General features: G+C 73.2%; 13 protein-coding genes. 1 reads left to right on the top strand and 12 read right to left on the bottom strand.

Annotation, left to right across the window (positions count from 1 at the left end; genetic code table 11):
• Nucleotides 1-113: 113 nt before the first annotated feature.
• The 12 genes from AC5L3X_RS00715 to AC5L3X_RS00660 form a co-directional block, all read right to left on the bottom strand.
• The gene (locus tag AC5L3X_RS00715; protein ID WP_494854343.1) at nucleotides 114-764 is read right to left on the bottom strand and encodes a response regulator transcription factor; all 651 of its coding nucleotides are present in this window, start codon (nucleotides 762-764) and stop codon (nucleotides 114-116) included.
• Nucleotides 761-2,968 carry a sensor histidine kinase gene (locus AC5L3X_RS00710; RefSeq protein ID WP_494854341.1) on the bottom strand — a complete coding sequence of 736 codons (2,208 nt, stop codon included), beginning with the start codon at nucleotides 2,966-2,968 and terminating at the stop codon, nucleotides 761-763. Before AC5L3X_RS00710 ends, AC5L3X_RS00715 begins: the two co-directional genes overlap by 4 nt.
• Nucleotides 2,969-3,119: 151 nt before the next feature.
• Entirely contained in the window at nucleotides 3,120-4,151 is a 1,032-nt protein-coding gene (locus AC5L3X_RS00705; RefSeq protein WP_494854340.1) for a radical SAM protein, read from the bottom strand.
• A 26-nt stretch (nucleotides 4,152-4,177) separates the two neighbouring features.
• Nucleotides 4,178-5,971, bottom strand: coding sequence for an ABC transporter ATP-binding protein (locus AC5L3X_RS00700; protein WP_494854338.1), 1,794 nt, complete (start codon nucleotides 5,969-5,971; stop codon nucleotides 4,178-4,180).
• Nucleotides 5,968-7,713: an ABC transporter ATP-binding protein gene (locus tag AC5L3X_RS00695; RefSeq protein WP_494854337.1), complete on the bottom strand. Its 1,746-nt coding sequence runs from the start codon at nucleotides 7,711-7,713 to the stop codon at nucleotides 5,968-5,970. Before AC5L3X_RS00695 ends, AC5L3X_RS00700 begins: the two co-directional genes overlap by 4 nt.
• A gap of 24 nt (nucleotides 7,714-7,737) precedes the next feature.
• Nucleotides 7,738-7,905 carry an ALQxL family class IV lanthipeptide gene (locus tag AC5L3X_RS00690; RefSeq protein WP_494854336.1) on the bottom strand — a complete coding sequence of 56 codons (168 nt, stop codon included), beginning with the start codon at nucleotides 7,903-7,905 and terminating at the stop codon, nucleotides 7,738-7,740.
• A gap of 149 nt (nucleotides 7,906-8,054) precedes the next feature.
• Nucleotides 8,055-8,177: a hypothetical protein gene (locus AC5L3X_RS00685; RefSeq protein WP_494854334.1), complete on the bottom strand. Its 123-nt coding sequence runs from the start codon at nucleotides 8,175-8,177 to the stop codon at nucleotides 8,055-8,057.
• Nucleotides 8,178-8,218: 41 nt separating this feature from the next.
• Entirely contained in the window at nucleotides 8,219-8,344 is a 126-nt protein-coding gene (locus AC5L3X_RS00680) for an ALQxL family class IV lanthipeptide (protein WP_494854333.1), read from the bottom strand.
• 163 nt (nucleotides 8,345-8,507) lie between these two features.
• On the bottom strand, nucleotides 8,508-10,256 hold the full coding sequence (locus AC5L3X_RS00675) for an alpha/beta hydrolase family protein (protein WP_494854332.1): 1,749 nt from the start codon (nucleotides 10,254-10,256) through the stop codon (nucleotides 8,508-8,510).
• Entirely contained in the window at nucleotides 10,253-13,027 is a 2,775-nt protein-coding gene (lanL, locus tag AC5L3X_RS00670; protein ID WP_494854331.1) for a class IV lanthionine synthetase LanL, read from the bottom strand. Before lanL ends, AC5L3X_RS00675 begins: the two co-directional genes overlap by 4 nt.
• Before the next feature lie 547 nt (nucleotides 13,028-13,574).
• The gene (locus tag AC5L3X_RS00665; RefSeq protein WP_494854329.1) at nucleotides 13,575-14,444 is read right to left on the bottom strand and encodes a class I SAM-dependent methyltransferase; all 870 of its coding nucleotides are present in this window, start codon (nucleotides 14,442-14,444) and stop codon (nucleotides 13,575-13,577) included.
• A 118-nt stretch (nucleotides 14,445-14,562) separates the two neighbouring features.
• Entirely contained in the window at nucleotides 14,563-15,153 is a 591-nt protein-coding gene (locus AC5L3X_RS00660) for a helix-turn-helix domain-containing protein (RefSeq protein ID WP_494854945.1), read from the bottom strand.
• Between the two features lie 87 nt (nucleotides 15,154-15,240).
• Between AC5L3X_RS00660 and AC5L3X_RS00655 the strand changes: the two genes are divergently transcribed.
• Nucleotides 15,241-16,251, top strand: a complete 1,011-nt coding sequence (locus AC5L3X_RS00655; protein WP_494854327.1) for an NAD(P)/FAD-dependent oxidoreductase — start codon at nucleotides 15,241-15,243, stop codon at nucleotides 16,249-16,251.
• The last annotated feature ends 2 nt before the right edge of the window (nucleotides 16,252-16,253 follow it).

Genomic DNA, 16,253 nt, shown 5'->3' with positions numbered 1-16,253 from the left:
CGCGTCCCGGACGACCAGGGAGCGGAGCCTCGCGCACGGTCCCGAGTCGGCCCGGCATGACGGGGGACAGGTGTCCCGGGGAGATCAGGACTCCCCGCCCCGGCACGGGCCGGTCAGTGGCCGAGGCCGGCCTCGCGAGCCTGGATGATGGCCTGGGCGCGGTCGGCTACCTGCAGTTTCGTGAAGACGTTGGAGACGTTGTTGCGCACCGTCTTCGGCGACAGCGACAGGCGCTCGGCGATCTGCCGGTTGGACAGACCGGCCGCGATGAGGTCGAGTATCTCCCGTTCGCGGGTGGTGAGCTGCGGGAAGGGATCCGTGTGGGGCACGTGGGCGGCGGCGAGCCTGGCGAAATAGCGCGTCACCCGTTCCGCCAACGCGGGACCGAAGATCACCTCACCGCTGGCCACCGCCGTGATCGCGCGCAGGATCTCGGTCTGGTCGGCCCCCTTGAGCAGATAGCCACGGGCACCGGCCAGCATGGCGGCGAAAACGCTCTCATCGTCCTCATGCATCGTGAGCACGAGCACGTGTGTGCCGGGGCAGTCGGTGACGATCCGCCCGGTCGCCTGCACGCCGTCCAGCCGAGGCATCCGCAGATCCATCACCACGACCTGGGGCCGCAGGCGGACGGCCTCGGCCACCGCCTCCTCCCCGTCGGCGGCGGTGCCGACCACCTCGGCCTCGCCGGTGGAGTGCAGCATCATCCGCAGCCCGTCGCGATAGACCGGATGATCGTCCGCCAGCAGCACGCGGGGTGTCACGGAACCGTCACCGCCCCGGCGGGGAGGAGGGCGTGCACCCGGGTCCCGCCACCGCCGGCGCGGCCGACGGTGCACCGGCCGCCGAGTTCTTCCGCCCGCTCACGCATGCCGACCAGCCCCACTCCCACCACTGCGCCGGGACGCACGCCACGCCCGTCGTCGGTCACCTCGACCTCCAGTTCGCTCCCGGCCACGGCCACGCGGACGTGGCAGTTGGCCGCGTCCGCGTGCCGGACGACATTCGTCAGAGCCTCGCAGACGATCCGGTAGGCCGCCACCTCGGTCGCGGCGGGCAGCGCCGTCAGGTCCCCCTCCGCCTCCAACCGGACTGCCAGGGAGCCGTTGCGGAACCTGGCGGCCTCATGACGCAGCGCTCCCGCCAGGCCGAACTGGTCCAGGGCCGGCGGCCGCAGGCCATGCACGAGCCGCCGCACGTCGCCGAGCATGCTTCCGAGATCCGTCTTGACCTGGTCCAGCGCCGCGCGGGCGGCCTCGGTGTCGCGGGTGATCAGGTTGTGCGCCGCCTGCGCCTTCAGCGCGGCGGCGGCCAGGGTGGGCCCCAGCCCGTCATGCAGGTCACGGCGCAGCCGGCGGCGCTCCTCCGCCACGCCGGTGACCAGGCGCTCACGGCTGTGCTGCAGCTCCTCGGTCAGCGCGGTGGCGCGTACGGCGGCGGCGGCCTGGCGTACCACGTCGGCGAGGAGCAGTTGGGCGGCCTCGGCCGGCCACGCGCCCGGGCGCGGGACCAGCACGAGCCTGCCGATCGGCGCCTCCCGGTAGGCGAAGGGCAGCACGACGACGTCCTCGCGGGGTGTGCCGTGCTCCACCACGAAGGTCCGGCCGTCGGAGCGGTCCAACTCGACCCGCACGTACGGCGAGCGGAACGCCGCCGAGACGGCCTGGGCCACCTCCAGCAGCAGGTCCTCCGGCCGCGTGGACTCCTCCAGACGTCGGGCGAGGGCCGAGACCACCTCGTACGGCTCGGCCCGTCCGGTCAGCACCCGGTTCACCCAGCGCCGCACCCGTTCCCGCAGCGGCGCGTAGACCACGCCCACCGCGACCGCCGCGAGCACGGCCGCGACCGGCTCGCCGATCAGAGCGCCCAAACCGGCGAAGAGCGGCACGTCGATCGCGATGACGGCGAGCGCGAGCCCGCCGTACAGCAGCGTCCAGCCGAGCACGGGATCGATGTCGTAGAGCCGATAGCGGCTCACCGCCACCAGGACCGCCGCGGCGAGCGCCACCAGGGACAGCACGAAACCGAGGTCCTGCGGCGCCCCGTCGACGAAGGCGGAGGCCACCGTCAGGACGACGTTCAGCAACCCCGCCAGCAGCATCCAGCGAAGCTGCGCCCGCCGCGCGCCCGAGGATCCCCGGAACCGCCAGGCGAAGGCCGCCACCGGTACCAGCAGGCTCACCACCAACAGGACCGGCGCCACCGCGAGCGCGAAGCGCCAGAACGCCTCGGGAAGCGCGGGGATCGTGGCATCGAGCCCGGGCAAGTGGCCCTGCGGCGACACGATGCGCCACGGGACGAACAGGAAGATCAGCACTGTCAGGCCCGTGACGGCGAGCGAGCCCGACGCGGCCCACCGCCATCGCGGGGACGGCAGCCGCCCGTCGGGGAAGAACAGCAGGATGAGCAGCGGCACCATGTTCAGCAGCGGCCCCAGTCGCGCCCCGGCGTAGACGGCGGCGGTGGTCAGCGCGAGCGTGCCGTCGTGGTGCGTCAGGGACAGCACCGCGTACGCGGCGGCCAGGCCGTTGACGCCCGCGACCAGGCCTCCCGCGATCAGCAGCCAGCTCATCAGGTGGCGCGGCAGCCGCACCACCAGCACTCCGCCCGCGATCGCCAGGGCCGCGCAGGGAACCGTCGAGGACCACACCGCCCAGTCGAGCGCCTCGGGCCGCGTCACCGTCCCCGTCGCCAGGTCGATCCCGGTGGCGGCCATGGCAGCCAGGACGGACGACACGGCCAGCGCCATCGCGCCCACCGCCAGGCGCCGATCGCCCGCCGCGTCGGCCTCGGGAACGACCTCCGGCGCACCGTCGTCGGCCTCGGGAACGGCCTCCGCGGCGACCTCCGGCACTCCGTCGGACTGGGAGACGACCTCCGGCACTCCGTCGGACTGGGAGATGCCATCGGCGGCACGTCGGCGATCCGGTGCGGCCGGTGCGTGGCCGGTGGCAGAGGGGTCGAACACGCCGCCAAGCGTGCCACATGCCGCGTCCCGCCTGCATGTGAGCAGAGTCCCGCCGAAGTCCCGTCCCGGCCGGGACGCCGGTCCCGGACCGGGGCGAACACCGCCGCAACGGCGATGCCCGGGCGACGACGAGCTTCGGACCGCGCCGCCTTCAGATCGCGCCGCGGGCCGCTATGCGCGCCAGCACCTCAGGCGTGCCGAACCGCTGGTCGATGCGCCTGACCGCCTCGGCCCAATCGGTCATCGAGCGGACCGGGGTGAGTGTGTCGACGACGAACGGGTCACTCCATCGCTCGACGGCACGCCGCCACACCTCCATGGGAACGTCGGTGAGCAGGCTGCCGACGGTCCCCTCGTAGATCGGCATGGCGCGCACCTCCCCGCCGGGCTCGACGTGCATCAGCCGTGGCCCCGCGCCCTGGGTCGTGGCGCCGGGATGCATGAGCAGGACGTAGTTGTCCGAGGTGCGCACCTGTACGGTGTCCGGCACGAGCGCGGACAGCCGCTCGACGAACCCGGGATCGGTCAGCTCGTCGAGCCGGTCGTCCGGCAGGAGTTCGTGTTCGGCGTATCCGGGTCCGCTGGCCAGCCCGGACGGTACGGCGGCGCCGAAGTTCACGAAGCCGAGCCCGTCGAAGCGGTGGGCGACGGTGGCGCAGAACTCCTCGACCTGGTGGAAGTTACTGCGCACGACCACGAAGTCGACGCCGTAGTTCAGTGGTGCCGTTCCCTCGGTGACCCGCCGCCTCCAGATGGCCTCCAGGTGGGCGAGGGCGCGCATGGCCCGTTCGAAGGAGCCGGCACGGCCTCGGACGCGGTCATGGACGCCGGCGTCGGCCCCGTCCACGCTGACGGTGATCCGGGAGAACGCCTCCGCGGCTCCCTCGGCCACGGCGGCCGTCACCGTCCACCCGCTGGTGTAGAGGTTGACCGCGACCCCCGCCCGCGAGATCCGCCCCGCCACGTCGAGCAGGCCCCGCACCAGCAGCGGCTCGCCGCCCGCGAACTCCACCGAGGTCGGCCGCAGCGAGGCGATCGCCTCGGCCACCTTGAGCATGTCGTCGCGGCCGAGTTGGCGGGCGGGCCGCCGTCCGGACTCGGAGTAGCAGTGCTGGCATCTGAGCGGACACGCGTAGGTGACGTCCCAGATGACGTCGGTGGGTCCGTCGAAAAGGTCGTTCATGGAGTGGCCTTTCATCGCGGGAGAGGTCAGTACGGCGTGCCGGCGGGCATCGACGGGTCGCCGCCGGCCCAGTGGCCCACCAGGTTCGCGTACAGCGGTGAGCGGCTCACCAGCTCGCGGTGCGGTCCGGCGAGCACCTGGGCGCCGTCCATCAGGACGACCCGCTGTGCCCGGATCGCTGAGCTCATGCGGTGAGCGATCACGATGAGGGTTCCGGGGCGCGCCGCGAACGCCGTCTCGGCGAGGTGCTCGGCGGCCGGATCGAGGTGGCAGGTGGCCTCGTCGAGTACGACGACGCGGGCGGGTGAGGCGTGGACCCGGGCCAGCGCGAGCAGTTGCCGTTCTCCCGCCGACAACCACGACGGCTGCTCGATCACGGCGGAGAGGCCGCCGAGCCTGCTGACGAGCCGTTCCGCGCCCACGGCGGAGACGGCTTCCCGGATGCGCTCACCAGCGGCGCCGGGGTCGCCGGGGCACAGGTAGGCGAGGTTCTCGGCGACCGTACCCGAGAAGACGTACGCCTCCTGGGGCACCAGTGCGACGGCCGAGCGCAGCGTCGTGGGCGGCACCGCGCCGATGGGCACGCCTCCCAGCAGCACCCGGCCCCGGGTGGGCACGCGAAGGCCGGTGAGAAGCATCGACAGGGTGGACTTGCCGATTCCGCTCGGACCCACCAGGGCCAGGTGCTCGCCCTCCTCGACCTCGAGGTCGAGGTCGAGGACGACCGGGGCGGCCCCGGGGGCGTAGGCGAAGGTGACGCGCTCCAGGCGGATGCGGTGACCGGCCGGGGCGGCGGCGACTCGCGGCTGGGTGGGCGGGGTGGGCGGGGATGCCAGGGGTGGGGGCGCGAGGGTCTCGGCGATCCGGCGCAGCGTGACCGCCAGAGGCACCGCCCAGCCGCTCACCGTCCCGACGAGCGAGCGCAGGGCCGGATCGAGCCCGGTGGCGAGGTAGGCGACGGCGCCGACCACCTCGCCGGCGCTGAGGTGCCCGCCCGCGATCAGCGGCCTGGCCGCCAGGATCAACATGAGCAGGGGTACGTGCGCGCCGAGCGTCACGATGAGCCGCCGGGTGGTGCCGGCCCACGCGAGCGCGACCCCGGCAGCAGCCTGGGCGTCGATGGCCGCCCGGACGGTGGCGCGGGCCTCCCGCTGCGCGCCGCACGCGGCCACGTCGCGCAGGCCGGCCAGGATGGGCGTGCTCTCGCTGGTCAACCGCTCGCCGGTCAGGATGAGCGCGCGCTGGCGGGTGACGAGGATCCGCAGCAGCAGGACGAACACGATCAGAGAGAGGGCGACCGGCACCGCGACCGCGGCGGCCAGCGACGGTGACAGCAGCACCAGCCCGGTGAACGCGGCGACCAGGGAGATCCCGAGTGCCCGCGCGCTGCGCAGCAGCGCCGAGACCAGATTGCGCACCATCTCGACCTGTTCGGTGAGGCGGGTGATCGCCGCGGTGTCCGGCGGCTCGGCCAGCGCGACGGCGCGGTTCACGGTCGCGGTGACGACGGCGGTCACCAGGTCGTCGCGCAGTGGCTCGGCCACGGCCGCGAGGGCGGGGAACATCGACCGGGTGGCGGCCGCCTGCAGCAGCATGGCGGCCCCGAGGATTCCCAGCCAGGCGAACCCGGTGCCGGCGTCTCCCGGCAGGAACCCGCGATCGACCGCGTTGGCGATGAGAAGACCGGACAGCAGATTCGGCGCTGCCTCGACCGCCGACCAGAGCGCCGCCACGGCGAGCGGACGGGCCCGTGGCGCGAGCAGCCTGACCAGCAGCCGCCGGGCGCCGTCGCCGGGTCTGATCAGGGGCGTGCCGGTCATCGGCCGTCCCGTTCATCCCGGTCATCCCCGGTGGGGTGGAACATCGCTCGATAGGCGGGGTCGCGCCACAGCTCGGCGTGGGTGCCGCGGGCGCGGACGCGGCCGTTCTCCATCCACACCACGAGGTCGGCGTGCGCGGCGGTGGTGGTCCGGTGGGCGACGACCAGCCGGGTACGGCCGCGCATGTCCTCGGTCAGCGTGCGGATGACCTCGGCCTCGGTGGCCGTGTCGAGGCTGGACGTGGCGTCGTCCAGCACGGTCAGGCGAGCGCGCCTGGCCAGCGCGCGGGCGAGCCCGAGACGCTGGAATTCGCCGCCGGACAGCGGGACCGCGTCCACGGGCGTGGCGTAGCCCAGGGGCAGCCGCCGTACCACGTCGTCGATCCGCGCGGCGCGGGCGGCGGCGGTCACGGTCGCGGCGACGTGCTCGCGGTCGGCGGGCAGGCCGTAGGCGATGGCAGAGCCGAGATCGGGGCCCAGGAGGGCCGGGCGCTCGAACGCGTACGCGACCTCGGCGCGCAGCACCGCGGGGTCGATGTCGCGTATCGGCCGGCCGTCCAGCAGGACTTCGCCGCCGGTCGGGTCGATCAACCCCCCGGCCAGGAGGGCGAGGGTGCTCTTGCCGGAGCCGGAGCTGCCGACGACGGCGGTGAGCAGGCCCGCGGGCACGTCGAGGTCCAGCCGCCGCAGCACGGGCATCGAGGCGGAGGCCACCGTCACGACGTTGAAGGACAGCGAACCTGGTCCAGGAGCGAGCGGGCGGTCGCCTCGCCGTTGGCCGGGCAGCGCGAGGACCTCGCACAGGCGCATCGCGGCGGCACGTGAGTCGATCAGGTCGAGCAGCGTGTCGAACTGGTCCATCAACGTCATGGCCAGGGCCGTGTAGCCCGCGACGGCGAGCAGCGATCCGGGAGCGAGCACGCCTTCGGCGATGCCGAGCCCGGTCACGCCGAGCACCAGCAGCTCGATGAGCACCAGGAGCAGCGAGACCTGCCAGACGCTGCCCGCCTGAGCCCGCCATAGGGCGCGTCCGCTGGCCGACAGCTCGGCGAGCGGAGCGAGCACCCTGCTGATCTCCCGTTCGGCGGTTCCGGAAGCGCGCACCGTGCGGACACCGGCCAGGGTGTCCAGGAGCCGACCGGCCAGCCGGCCCTGGGCGTCCTGGTAGCCGCCGTACAGCTGGGACGCCCGGCCGACGAACACCCGGACGGCGACGAGCAGCAGGGGCAGACCCGCCAGGAACGCCAGCCCCACCCGCGTGTCGATGCCGAACAGGGCGATGACGCCTCCGATGGAGGTGAGGAGCCCGGCCGCGGCCCGCAGCAGCGTCAGCGGCACGTGACCCGCCGTCATGGCGTTGCCGCCCAGACGGCTGGCGAGGTCGCCCGCCGGGAACCGGCGGGCGCGCACGACGTCGAGGCCGAGCACGTGGTCGATGAATGTCGTCCTGAGCCTCGCGGTGCCCGAGGTCGTGGCGACCGCGCCGGCCACACCGCCGACGACCTCGGCGGCCGCGGCGAGCAAGATGAGGCCGGCGAGCCAGGCGACCGCGACGGCGGTGCCCCGTCCCGCGAGCACCGCGTCCGCCGCCGTCCCCAGCACGCCGGGCAGGGCGAGCGCCGCGCCCGACGACACCAGGGTCGCGGCGGCGACGACGAGCAGCGGGGTCCGCGTCGTCCGGGCGAGGTCGCCGAGAAGGCGGTGGGCGTCGGCGAAGGTGACGGTCCGGCCCGGATCGCGCATCGTGATCTCGTCCTTCCGTGTGGGCTAGCCCACGGTGGGGCGGGTCTGCGTCTGATCGGTGGAGCGGGTGCAGGTGCAGGCGCAGGGGTACAGGAGGACTTCCTCGTCGCTGGGCAACATGTCGAGGACGGTGACGTCGAGTTCCATGGCATGGCCTTTCTGCGGGATGGTCTGGGTGGAGGAGGGGACCATGGACGAGGGCCGTTCCTCGCGGTCCGGACGCCCGTGCCGGGGGATGGCGGTGAAACCAGGAGGTCCGCCGTGGACGGGATCGCGGGCACGCGTCCGCGATCCCGTCCACGGGGCCGGCGGCCTCACCTCATGCGGTCAGGCTTCCTCTGTCACTTGACAGAGGTGTAGCTGCAGGTTTTGCCGGTGCAGGTGTGCGCGCACGTTTCGGTGCACGCGGCGAGCGGGGACTCCTCGATGGGAAAGAGGTCCAGCACAGCGATGTCAAGTTCCATGATCATTTCCTTTCGGTGTGGATGACGGCGGATTACCGGGGTCAGGTGGTGGTGATCTGGCAGGTCCTGCCCTTGCAGGTGATTCCTTCGCAGGTGATCGAGCAGGGGTAGAGCCGCTCTTCCTCCACGGCGGGGATCATGTCGAGCGCGGTGACGTCCAGTTCCATGGACGACCTTCCTTTCTTGGTCAGAGCTCTCGGCGGTCGGAGCTCTTGGTGGTCGGAGCTCGCCGCCGTTCGCGGCGGGCTCCCACCTTCGGCGCGTCACGCGTCGCCGCGGCGTTCGGCGGCGGACGGACGGCCTCAGGCGGCTTAGAGGCGCGCGGGCCGGTCAGCCGGCCATGCGCGGCGGGGCACCGCGGAGGAACCCGGCGATGCGCTCCCTGATCTCATCGCCGCCGGCCTCGGCGAGCGGGTCGTGACCCGCTCCGGGGATCTCCAGGTAGGTCACGTTGAGCAGCCGGTCGCGCAGGCGCCGAGAGTGGGCCACGGGGATGATCGGATCCTCCGCCCCGTGCACGATCAGCACCGGCAGGTCCAGGCGCCCCGCGAGCCGGAGCAGGTCGCGCGGGCCCAGGTCGTCGGGGATTTCGTCCCGGCCGCGCAGCCGGTCCAGCAACGCCCGGACCGGTGGCGGGCCGTCCTCGTACAGAGCGGGCCCGGAGACGAAAGGAGCGACGACCGCTGCGCGAGACCACAGTCCGGGGCGCGCGGCGGCGGCGAGCAGTGCGAGGAATGCTCCATAGCTGGCGCCGTACAGCAGGGGCGCGGGCCGGTCGGTCCCCCGGGCGCCCGCGAGCCATCGGCCCAGGGCGAGGACGTCGGCCAGGTCGGGACCACCCCAGACGCCCCGCACCGCGTCCCGATGCGCGGGGCCGTACCCGGTGCTGCCGCGCTGGTTCGGCGCGACGACCGCGATGCCCCCGAGGGCCATGCGCTGCAGGGTCGGCTCGAAGGCGAACTGCCAGGCGGCCTCGGGCCCTCCGTGCAGCGCCACGACGACGTGCTCGCATCGCTCCGGCCGGCCGTAGACGACGGCCTCCATCGTCCCCTCGGCCGCCTCGACGTCCATCAGCCGGGCGGAGACCCAGGGCGATGGTCGCGGGCGGCGCGGGGCCGCGCGCCCGGCCGCCTCCCGCACGCGGACGGGGTGGGGCGGCCGGTCCGGCGTGCTGTGCACGACATGGAGGCCGCCGTCACTCCACGCGGCGACCGGGAGCAGCATTCCCGGCGGCAGGTCGATCTCCTCGGAGGTGTCGGCGGCGAGGTCGTGCAGCAGCAGGTGAGAGCGCGCGCCCCGGGTCACGGCCAACGCCGCCCTTCGCCCGCAGGGTTCGAGCGCCAGCGGCGTCACGACCCCCTCGATCCGGTTGAGCCGATCGGGGAACACGGCTCGCTCCCCGCCCTCGCGGTGCAGGCCGATCCGGTAGGCGCCGTCGAACCGCGTGGCCACCAGTGACACCCTCGCACGCGGTGCGTGGCACAGCAGGTGCGTGTCCGCGAGGCCGCCGCGCAGGGCGCTCAGCTCGCCGGTCCGGAGGTCGAGCACGGCTCCGCGCCCCGTGTCGTCCCGCCGTACCGCCAGGCGGTCGCCCTGCTCGTCGAGCCAGACACCGCCGCGCAGCGTTCCCGGCACCGCGCACACGGCCCGCGAAGCCCCGGAGCCCGCCGTCAGCCGCAGGACGGTGGTGGCGTGCCGGTCGTTGACGAAGGCGAGGCCGGCCGGCCCCGCGGCCGGGCCGGGAATCGAGCGCAGGCCGTCGCCGCGCACCACCGCCAGATCGCGGGCGACCGCCTCGCCGTGCTCCCCGGGCCGGGCCAGGGCGAGACGGTGCGTCCCCTGCTCGCCGATGCGGCACAGGATGACCCCGTCGTCGCCGGTGGGGATCGGCACCGTCGAGACGGTCAGGCCACCGACCGGTACGGGCACCGTCTCGGGCCGGTCACCGGTCAGCCGCCACAGGCCGACGGTGAGTTCGGCGCCGCCCGCCAGGCAGGCCAGCCGGGTGCCGTCCCCGGAGAAGCGGAAGTTGAGCCGCCGGGCGTCCATGAGGCCGGGCCGCGACCGCGCGGCACTCACGCGGGATTCCCGGGAGCCGCGTCGGCCATCCAGGGACGGGGGCCGCCATGGCCGAGCCGCAGCAGGAAATCCAGGACGCCGGTCATGCCGGTGTTCCAGCCCAGTGTCAGCTCCACGCCGCTCTCGTCGGGCACGAGGAGGAGCCCGTCGTGAAGTACGGCGTTCGCCCACAGCGAGGCGGCGACCTCCTCCGCCTGGGCGCGGTAGCCGGGCTCGCCGAGCAGATCCGCCATGTCGAGCAGGAACTGGCCGTCTCCGGCCAGGCCGTGGCAGGTGGCGGTGCCGAAGCCGAAACGCTGGAAGTGGGCCACGCGGGCGGCTCCTTCCGCCGCCTCCCTGAAGCGGTGGTCGCCGGTGGCGACGTGCAGCCGCACCAGGAACGTGCCCACTCCGGAGGACCCGTTGCACCAGTGCGGCAACCTCGTCGTGCTGCCCGGCCCCTCGGTCCACCAGATGGCGTCGTCATCGCGCACGCCGGCGGCCAGCAGGGTCTCGCCGGCGGCCATGGCCAGGTCGAGGTGGTCGTCACGGCCCAGCGCCGTGCCCGAGGCGAGCAGGAACGCTCCAATGCCCGCCACGCCGTGGGCGAAGCCGTAGTGCCTGACGCCCGCGAGCGCCGAGTCGAAATCGGCAGGAACCTCCCAGATGACTTCGCCGTCCCCGCTCAGCGCGGCCTCGACGAGGGCGTCGGCGCTGGCGGCGGCCTGTCCGGCGAAGACCTGGTCACCGGTCGCGTGCCAGAAGTGCAGCTGGGCCAGCCCGGCTCCGGCCAGCCCGTGGCAGACGTCCGGGTTGGGCCACTCCGTCGGCAGCTCGCGGGCCATGCGCAGAGCCTGGGCGCGCAGGCCCTCGTAGCGCAGCGCGCCGGCGGCCTCGAACAGCGCCCAGGCGATGCCGGCGCGGCCGAAGTACAGTCCCGGCGAGGGCCGCGGCTCCCCGGTGAGCCGCCGGACGGTCCATCCGGCCACCTGGCGCAACCCCGCCAGCACCTCTTCCCGGCGGCCGGGCGCGCGACCGCCGGGCCGTTCCGCCGTCCCGGCGAGACCTGCGAGCAGCGTCATGACACCCGCGGTGCCGTACTGCACCGCGCACGGGTCGGCGGTCGCGGCGAATCCGCCGATGGGCCACAGGGCACCCCGGCGGCCCTCGTCCACGCCGGCGGCCACGGTGCGCAGGACGTAGGTGAGCCCGTCGTCCAGGAGGCGTTCCCGGTCGGGCGCGGCGAGCCGGTATCCGCTGCCACGCCCGGACACGCCGGTCCGCGCGACCGTGCCGTCGAGGAAGGCGCGCAGCCGGTCCATGTCCCACCGGTCATGCGGCCGTTCGGCCATCAGCCCGGCGACCGCGGGGGCGAAGGCCATGGCGATCGGGTCTCCGGCCGTGGCCACCCGCACCAGGTCACCCAGCCGCTCCGCCCAGTCGCGCTGCCCGGCCGGGGCGTCCCTGGTCGCCGGCGGCGGGGAGCCCGTGGTCAGGTAGAGCAGGCACGCCCCGAGCGCGTAGAGGTCCGCGGCGGTACCGGGGGCGGGGCCGTGCGTGGGGCCCCCGCTCTGCTCGGGCGGCGCGTAGCCGGGAGTGTAGGCTCGCCCGACCTCCTCACCGGGTACGACGGTCATCTCCAGGTCGATGAGCCGGCAGTCGTCGTCATCGAGGACCATGACGTTGCTGGGAGTGAGGTCGCGGAACACGTGCCCGTGCAGGTGCACCGCGGCGACGAGATCGCACAGCCGCCGCGCGATCCGGACGACCCGGTCGCGCCACCGCTCGTCGAGGCGCGACGGGCGGTTCGTGGCAACCCAGGCCGACAGCGGGGTGCCGGTCAGACACTCCTGGGCGAGGAAGACATGTCCCCCGCTCTCGAACAGCTCGACCTTGCGTGCGGTGACACCGGACGAACCGAACAGTTCGAGCATGCGGCTCTCGTGCCGCAGCAGGTCCCTGCCGTCGGTGCCGTCGAGCGAGGCCCCGAGATGCGGCCGGGCCTGCTTGATCACCACCTGGCCGCCCTCCACGCGGTCCTCGGCGAGGAAGACTCCGCCCTTGGAGCCGTGCCGCAGCGCCTTGCGAATCACGAAACGGTCGGCGAGCAGTACCGCCTCGGGTGGCGTGGTCCGCGCCGGCGCCCGGCCCGAGGGGAACGGGCACGCGGCCCACTCCGGCGGCGAGTACCAGGCGTTGCGGGCGTCGGGCACCCGCGTGCCGTCGGGGGCGGTCAGGCGGGACTCGTACGATCCGTCGTTGCCCAGCTCACTCGGGGCGGAGAACACCCCGTAGCGGTAGTGGACGAGGCCGCCGGCGCGGTAGGGGCGGTCGGAGAGGATCGGCGGCCCGGGCAACCCCCTGGTGGCACGGTCCAGATCGTCGGCGATCCGCACCGCGGCGTCGTCGTCCGGAGGGTAGACCGTGATGAACTTGCCGACCGACCCGCGGTTCTGCTCCCGGGCCACCAGCCCCGCCAGCTCGTCGATGGTGGCCGCGAACTTGAACGGGCACCGGTGGCGGGCGAGCACCTCCACGGCGCGGGCGAGCACCACCGGCGCAGACAGCGGGATCGCCGAGACGTGCAGCTTCCAGCCCTGCGCCCTGGCGGACGAGTCGTCGGGCGTGACATGCGTCCAGGGGCTTCCCGGTTCGATGCGCCAGCCGGGAACGCCTCCCGGCTCGTCCGGCGACCGGTCCTGGCGCCCTCGTACGGCGCGCGCCATCGCCGCGGCGGCGACATCGAGCAGGACATGATCATCATTCGGCGCGTGCGCGGTGATTTCAGACACTTCCCGGCCCCAGCCGTCCACCCTTGTCGTCGGATCCGCACCGGGCCCGGATGCACCCAGCCGCGACGGACGCGCCGAGCCCGACGTCGCGGGCACGATACGACCGGACACCGGTGCCAATCGGCGCGAACACGATCCCGGCATCGGCTCCCGGGCGCCCGGGTCAATGGCGCGAATGGGCATGAGTGATCTTTTCTTCCGTGATCGAACCACGGGTCCCGGCGGATGCCGGGCCCGGACAGGTTCGCCCGCGAACGCTCGCGTGCGACCATCCGGATCATTCACCGTGGGCGTCCCGGGCCCCCAGAGCGAAATGTCCCGGCTTTGCCCGCCGCGAGGAAGACTCGTGTCCCGACCGGGACGGGACACTCCCCGATCGAGATATGTCTTGAAGCCGCCTGTGGGACGAGAACACGGACGCCAAGCGCTGCTCCAGGTGCTTGATGTCTTCGAGAAGCGCTTCGGTGCCCGTACGAGGTTCCTGTCCGCCGGATAGGACGATCAGAGGACCCGGACGATGCCGGGCTTCTAGGTGCTTGGTTGAGGGTCAGGTGCGTCGTGCGGCCCAGACAGTGCGTTCGGTGCGTACCGAGAGGTCGTCACGGCGCAGGATGCTGTGCGGGCTGTCCGTGTCGAGCAGCCGGTCGAGCGCGGCGAGGTCTTCGGCCGGGAGCGCTTCGGCGACGGCGCCGCGGATGCGCCGAAGGGTGCCGAGGGCGTAGTGGCCGATGGCTTCGCTGTGGACACCGTCGATGTTCACGGTGATGGTGCGCTCGCCGTCGAGGGTGAACCCGGCGGCGGCGAGCATCGGTCCCCAGTCGGCGCCGCGGTAGGGCATGTGTTCGGCGAGGATCTGGTCGGTCGCGGTGTGGCAGCGGTCTTCCAGGCCGGGCCGGTCTTCGGGGGCGCCTGCCGGCAGGAAGCGGGGGAGCCCGGCCAGTTCGATTACGGCGAACAGGCCGCCGGACGGGAGCAGGTCGTGGACGTTGCGCAGGGCGTGGTCGGGGTCGGCCAGGTGGTGCATCGAGGCTGAGGCCCAGACCAGGTCCGGCGTGCCGAGGTCGGGCCAGTCGGCGGCGTCCAGGTCGGTCTGCACGGTGCGCACACGGTCGTCCACCTCCTGGGCGCGCGCCTTCTCCCGCAGGCGCTGAAGGTGTCCGGGCGCGGCGTCGACGGCGATGACATGAGCCTCGGGGAAACGGTTCAGGAGGGCGAAGGTGCCCGCTCCCGTGCCGCAGCCCAGGTCGACGATCTGGCGCGGGCTGGTTTTCAGGGGCAGCCATGCGGTGATGGCGGCGATGTGCCCGGCGAGGACTTCCGCTTCCAGGTCCAGGATTTCCACCTGGCCGGCGTCGTCCTGCTGGTGGTGGCCGTGCTGCGCGTCGTGGTGGGGAGTGTGCGGGTATGCGTGGGTCATGCCGTCACCGTAAGGCGGGTTTGCTTACCCGGTACGACGGCTCCCGGGATGCGCAAGAAGTCGGCGCGTGGTGGTGCCCGACGCGCAAGGCGCACTCCGAACCGAGGGCGCGTTGCCGTTATTCGCGAATGCCAGAGGTGTCGCTGTCGTTGTCGCGCTGGTGTCCGCGGCGGGCATCGCGGTCGAAGATGCCCAGAATCTCGCACGGTCCGCCTTCGGCGCCGATGGCGTGCGGCATCATGGTCGGGAACTCGGCGGCCTGGTTGGTCTCGAGGCGGATGCGCCGGTGGCCCAGCATGAGGATCGCGGTGCCGGAGAGCACGACCATCCATTCCCGGCCGGGGTGGGCACGCATGCGGGCGGGGTTGTCGGGCGGTGGCTCGGTCATGCGCTGGCGTAGGACGCTCATGCCGGGGTCACTCTTCACGGGCCAGCGCATCAAGCCGTGGGCGCCGTCGATCACCGGGCTGGTGACGACGTCGTCGGTGGCGGTCTCGACGAGTTGGTCGAGGGTGGTGTCCAGGGCGCGGGCGAGGGTGACGAGCTGGTCCAGGGCAAGGCGGCGCTGACCGTTCTCGATGCGGCTCAGTGAGGACTGGCTGAGGTTGGCGCGGGTGGCCAGTTCTTCCAGTGACCAGCCCTGCGCGACCCGCAGGGCGCGAATGCGTTTGCGTACGAGGCAGTCCAGCTCTCCATTTTCTTGCGTCATGCGCAACATTGTATGCCCTTCTCGCAACGCGGGTTTAACGTCGTGTGCAGACGGCCGAAAGCGGCTGACATGAGGAAAGGGCGCGACATGTCTGTGCAGACTTCCCACTACGCGAGCGACGCACTGCCCGGTGAGACCGTGGACGTTGTGGTGATCGGCGGCGGCGCCGCAGGCTTGAACGGTGCTCTGATGCTGGCCCGTTCCCGCCGCTCGGTCGTCGTGATCGACAGCGGGACGCCCCGCAACGCGCCTGCCGAGGCCATGCACGGCTTCATCGTGCTGGACGGCATGCCGCCCACCGAGCTGCTCAAGCGGGGCCGGGAGCAGGTGCGCCAGTACGGCGGCCGGGTCGTCTTCGGAGAGGTGACCTCTGCCGAACCGGCCGCCCCGGCCGTCGACGGTGATCTGCGTTTCGTGGTCAGCCTGGCCGACGGGGGCACGGTGACGGCGCGCCGCGTGCTGGTGGCCACCGGCCTGCGGGACGTTCTGCCGGACGTGCCCGGCCTCGCTGAGCACTGGGGGCACGATGTGGTGCACTGCCCGTACTGCCACGGCTGGGAGGTACGCGACCAGCCCATCGGCATCCTCGCCACCGGCCCCGCCTCGATCCACCACGCGCTGCTGTTCCGCCAGCTGACCGATGACCTCGTCTACTTCACCCACGGCACCGGACTCGACGACGACACCCGCGCGCGCTTCGCCGCCCGAGACATCCGCGTCATCGACACCCCGCTGCGGGAAGTCATGCCGCGCGAGGACGGCGGCATCGCGGGTGTGCGCCTGACCGATGGCACGGTCGTGGCCCGCCGCGTCCTCGTGGTCGCCACGCACCTGCAGGCTCGCACCGAGGGTCTGAACGGCCTGAAGCTGCCGATGGAGGACCTGCCCGACAACCTGGGCCGCCGCTTCGCCTCCGGCACGGCCGGCACCACCGAGGTGCCGGGGGTGTGGGTCGCCGGCAACGCCACCGAACTGACCGCCCAGGTCGGCGCCTCCGCCGCGGCGGGCGCTCTGGCCGGCGCCCACATCAATGCCCTTCTGGTCACCGCCGACACGGACGCGGCCCTCGCCGCCGCCCAGTCCGGCACCACCGTCTGACG

This window comes from Nonomuraea sp. CX421 (assembly GCF_059358955.1).
This window is presented reverse-complemented; position numbering and strand designations above follow the sequence as displayed.

Coding starts and splice junctions, on each gene's coding strand:
- AC5L3X_RS00705 (WP_494854340.1), bottom strand. CDS start 4,151: ATGAACGACCTTTTCGACGGACCCACCGACGTCATCTGGGACGTCACC.
- AC5L3X_RS00700 (WP_494854338.1), bottom strand. CDS start 5,971: ATGACCGGCACGCCCCTGATCAGACCCGGCGACGGCGCCCGGCGGCTG.
- AC5L3X_RS00695 (WP_494854337.1), bottom strand. CDS start 7,713: ATGCGCGATCCGGGCCGGACCGTCACCTTCGCCGACGCCCACCGCCTT.
- AC5L3X_RS00690 (WP_494854336.1), bottom strand. CDS start 7,905: ATGGTCCCCTCCTCCACCCAGACCATCCCGCAGAAAGGCCATGCCATG.
- AC5L3X_RS00685 (WP_494854334.1), bottom strand. CDS start 8,177: ATGGAACTTGACATCGCTGTGCTGGACCTCTTTCCCATCGAGGAGTCC.
- AC5L3X_RS00680 (WP_494854333.1), bottom strand. CDS start 8,344: ATGGAACTGGACGTCACCGCGCTCGACATGATCCCCGCCGTGGAGGAA.
- AC5L3X_RS00665 (WP_494854329.1), bottom strand. CDS start 14,444: ATGACCCACGCATACCCGCACACTCCCCACCACGACGCGCAGCACGGC.
- AC5L3X_RS00660 (WP_494854945.1), bottom strand. CDS start 15,153: ATGACGCAAGAAAATGGAGAGCTGGACTGCCTCGTACGCAAACGCATT.
- AC5L3X_RS00655 (WP_494854327.1), top strand. CDS start 15,241: ATGTCTGTGCAGACTTCCCACTACGCGAGCGACGCACTGCCCGGTGAG.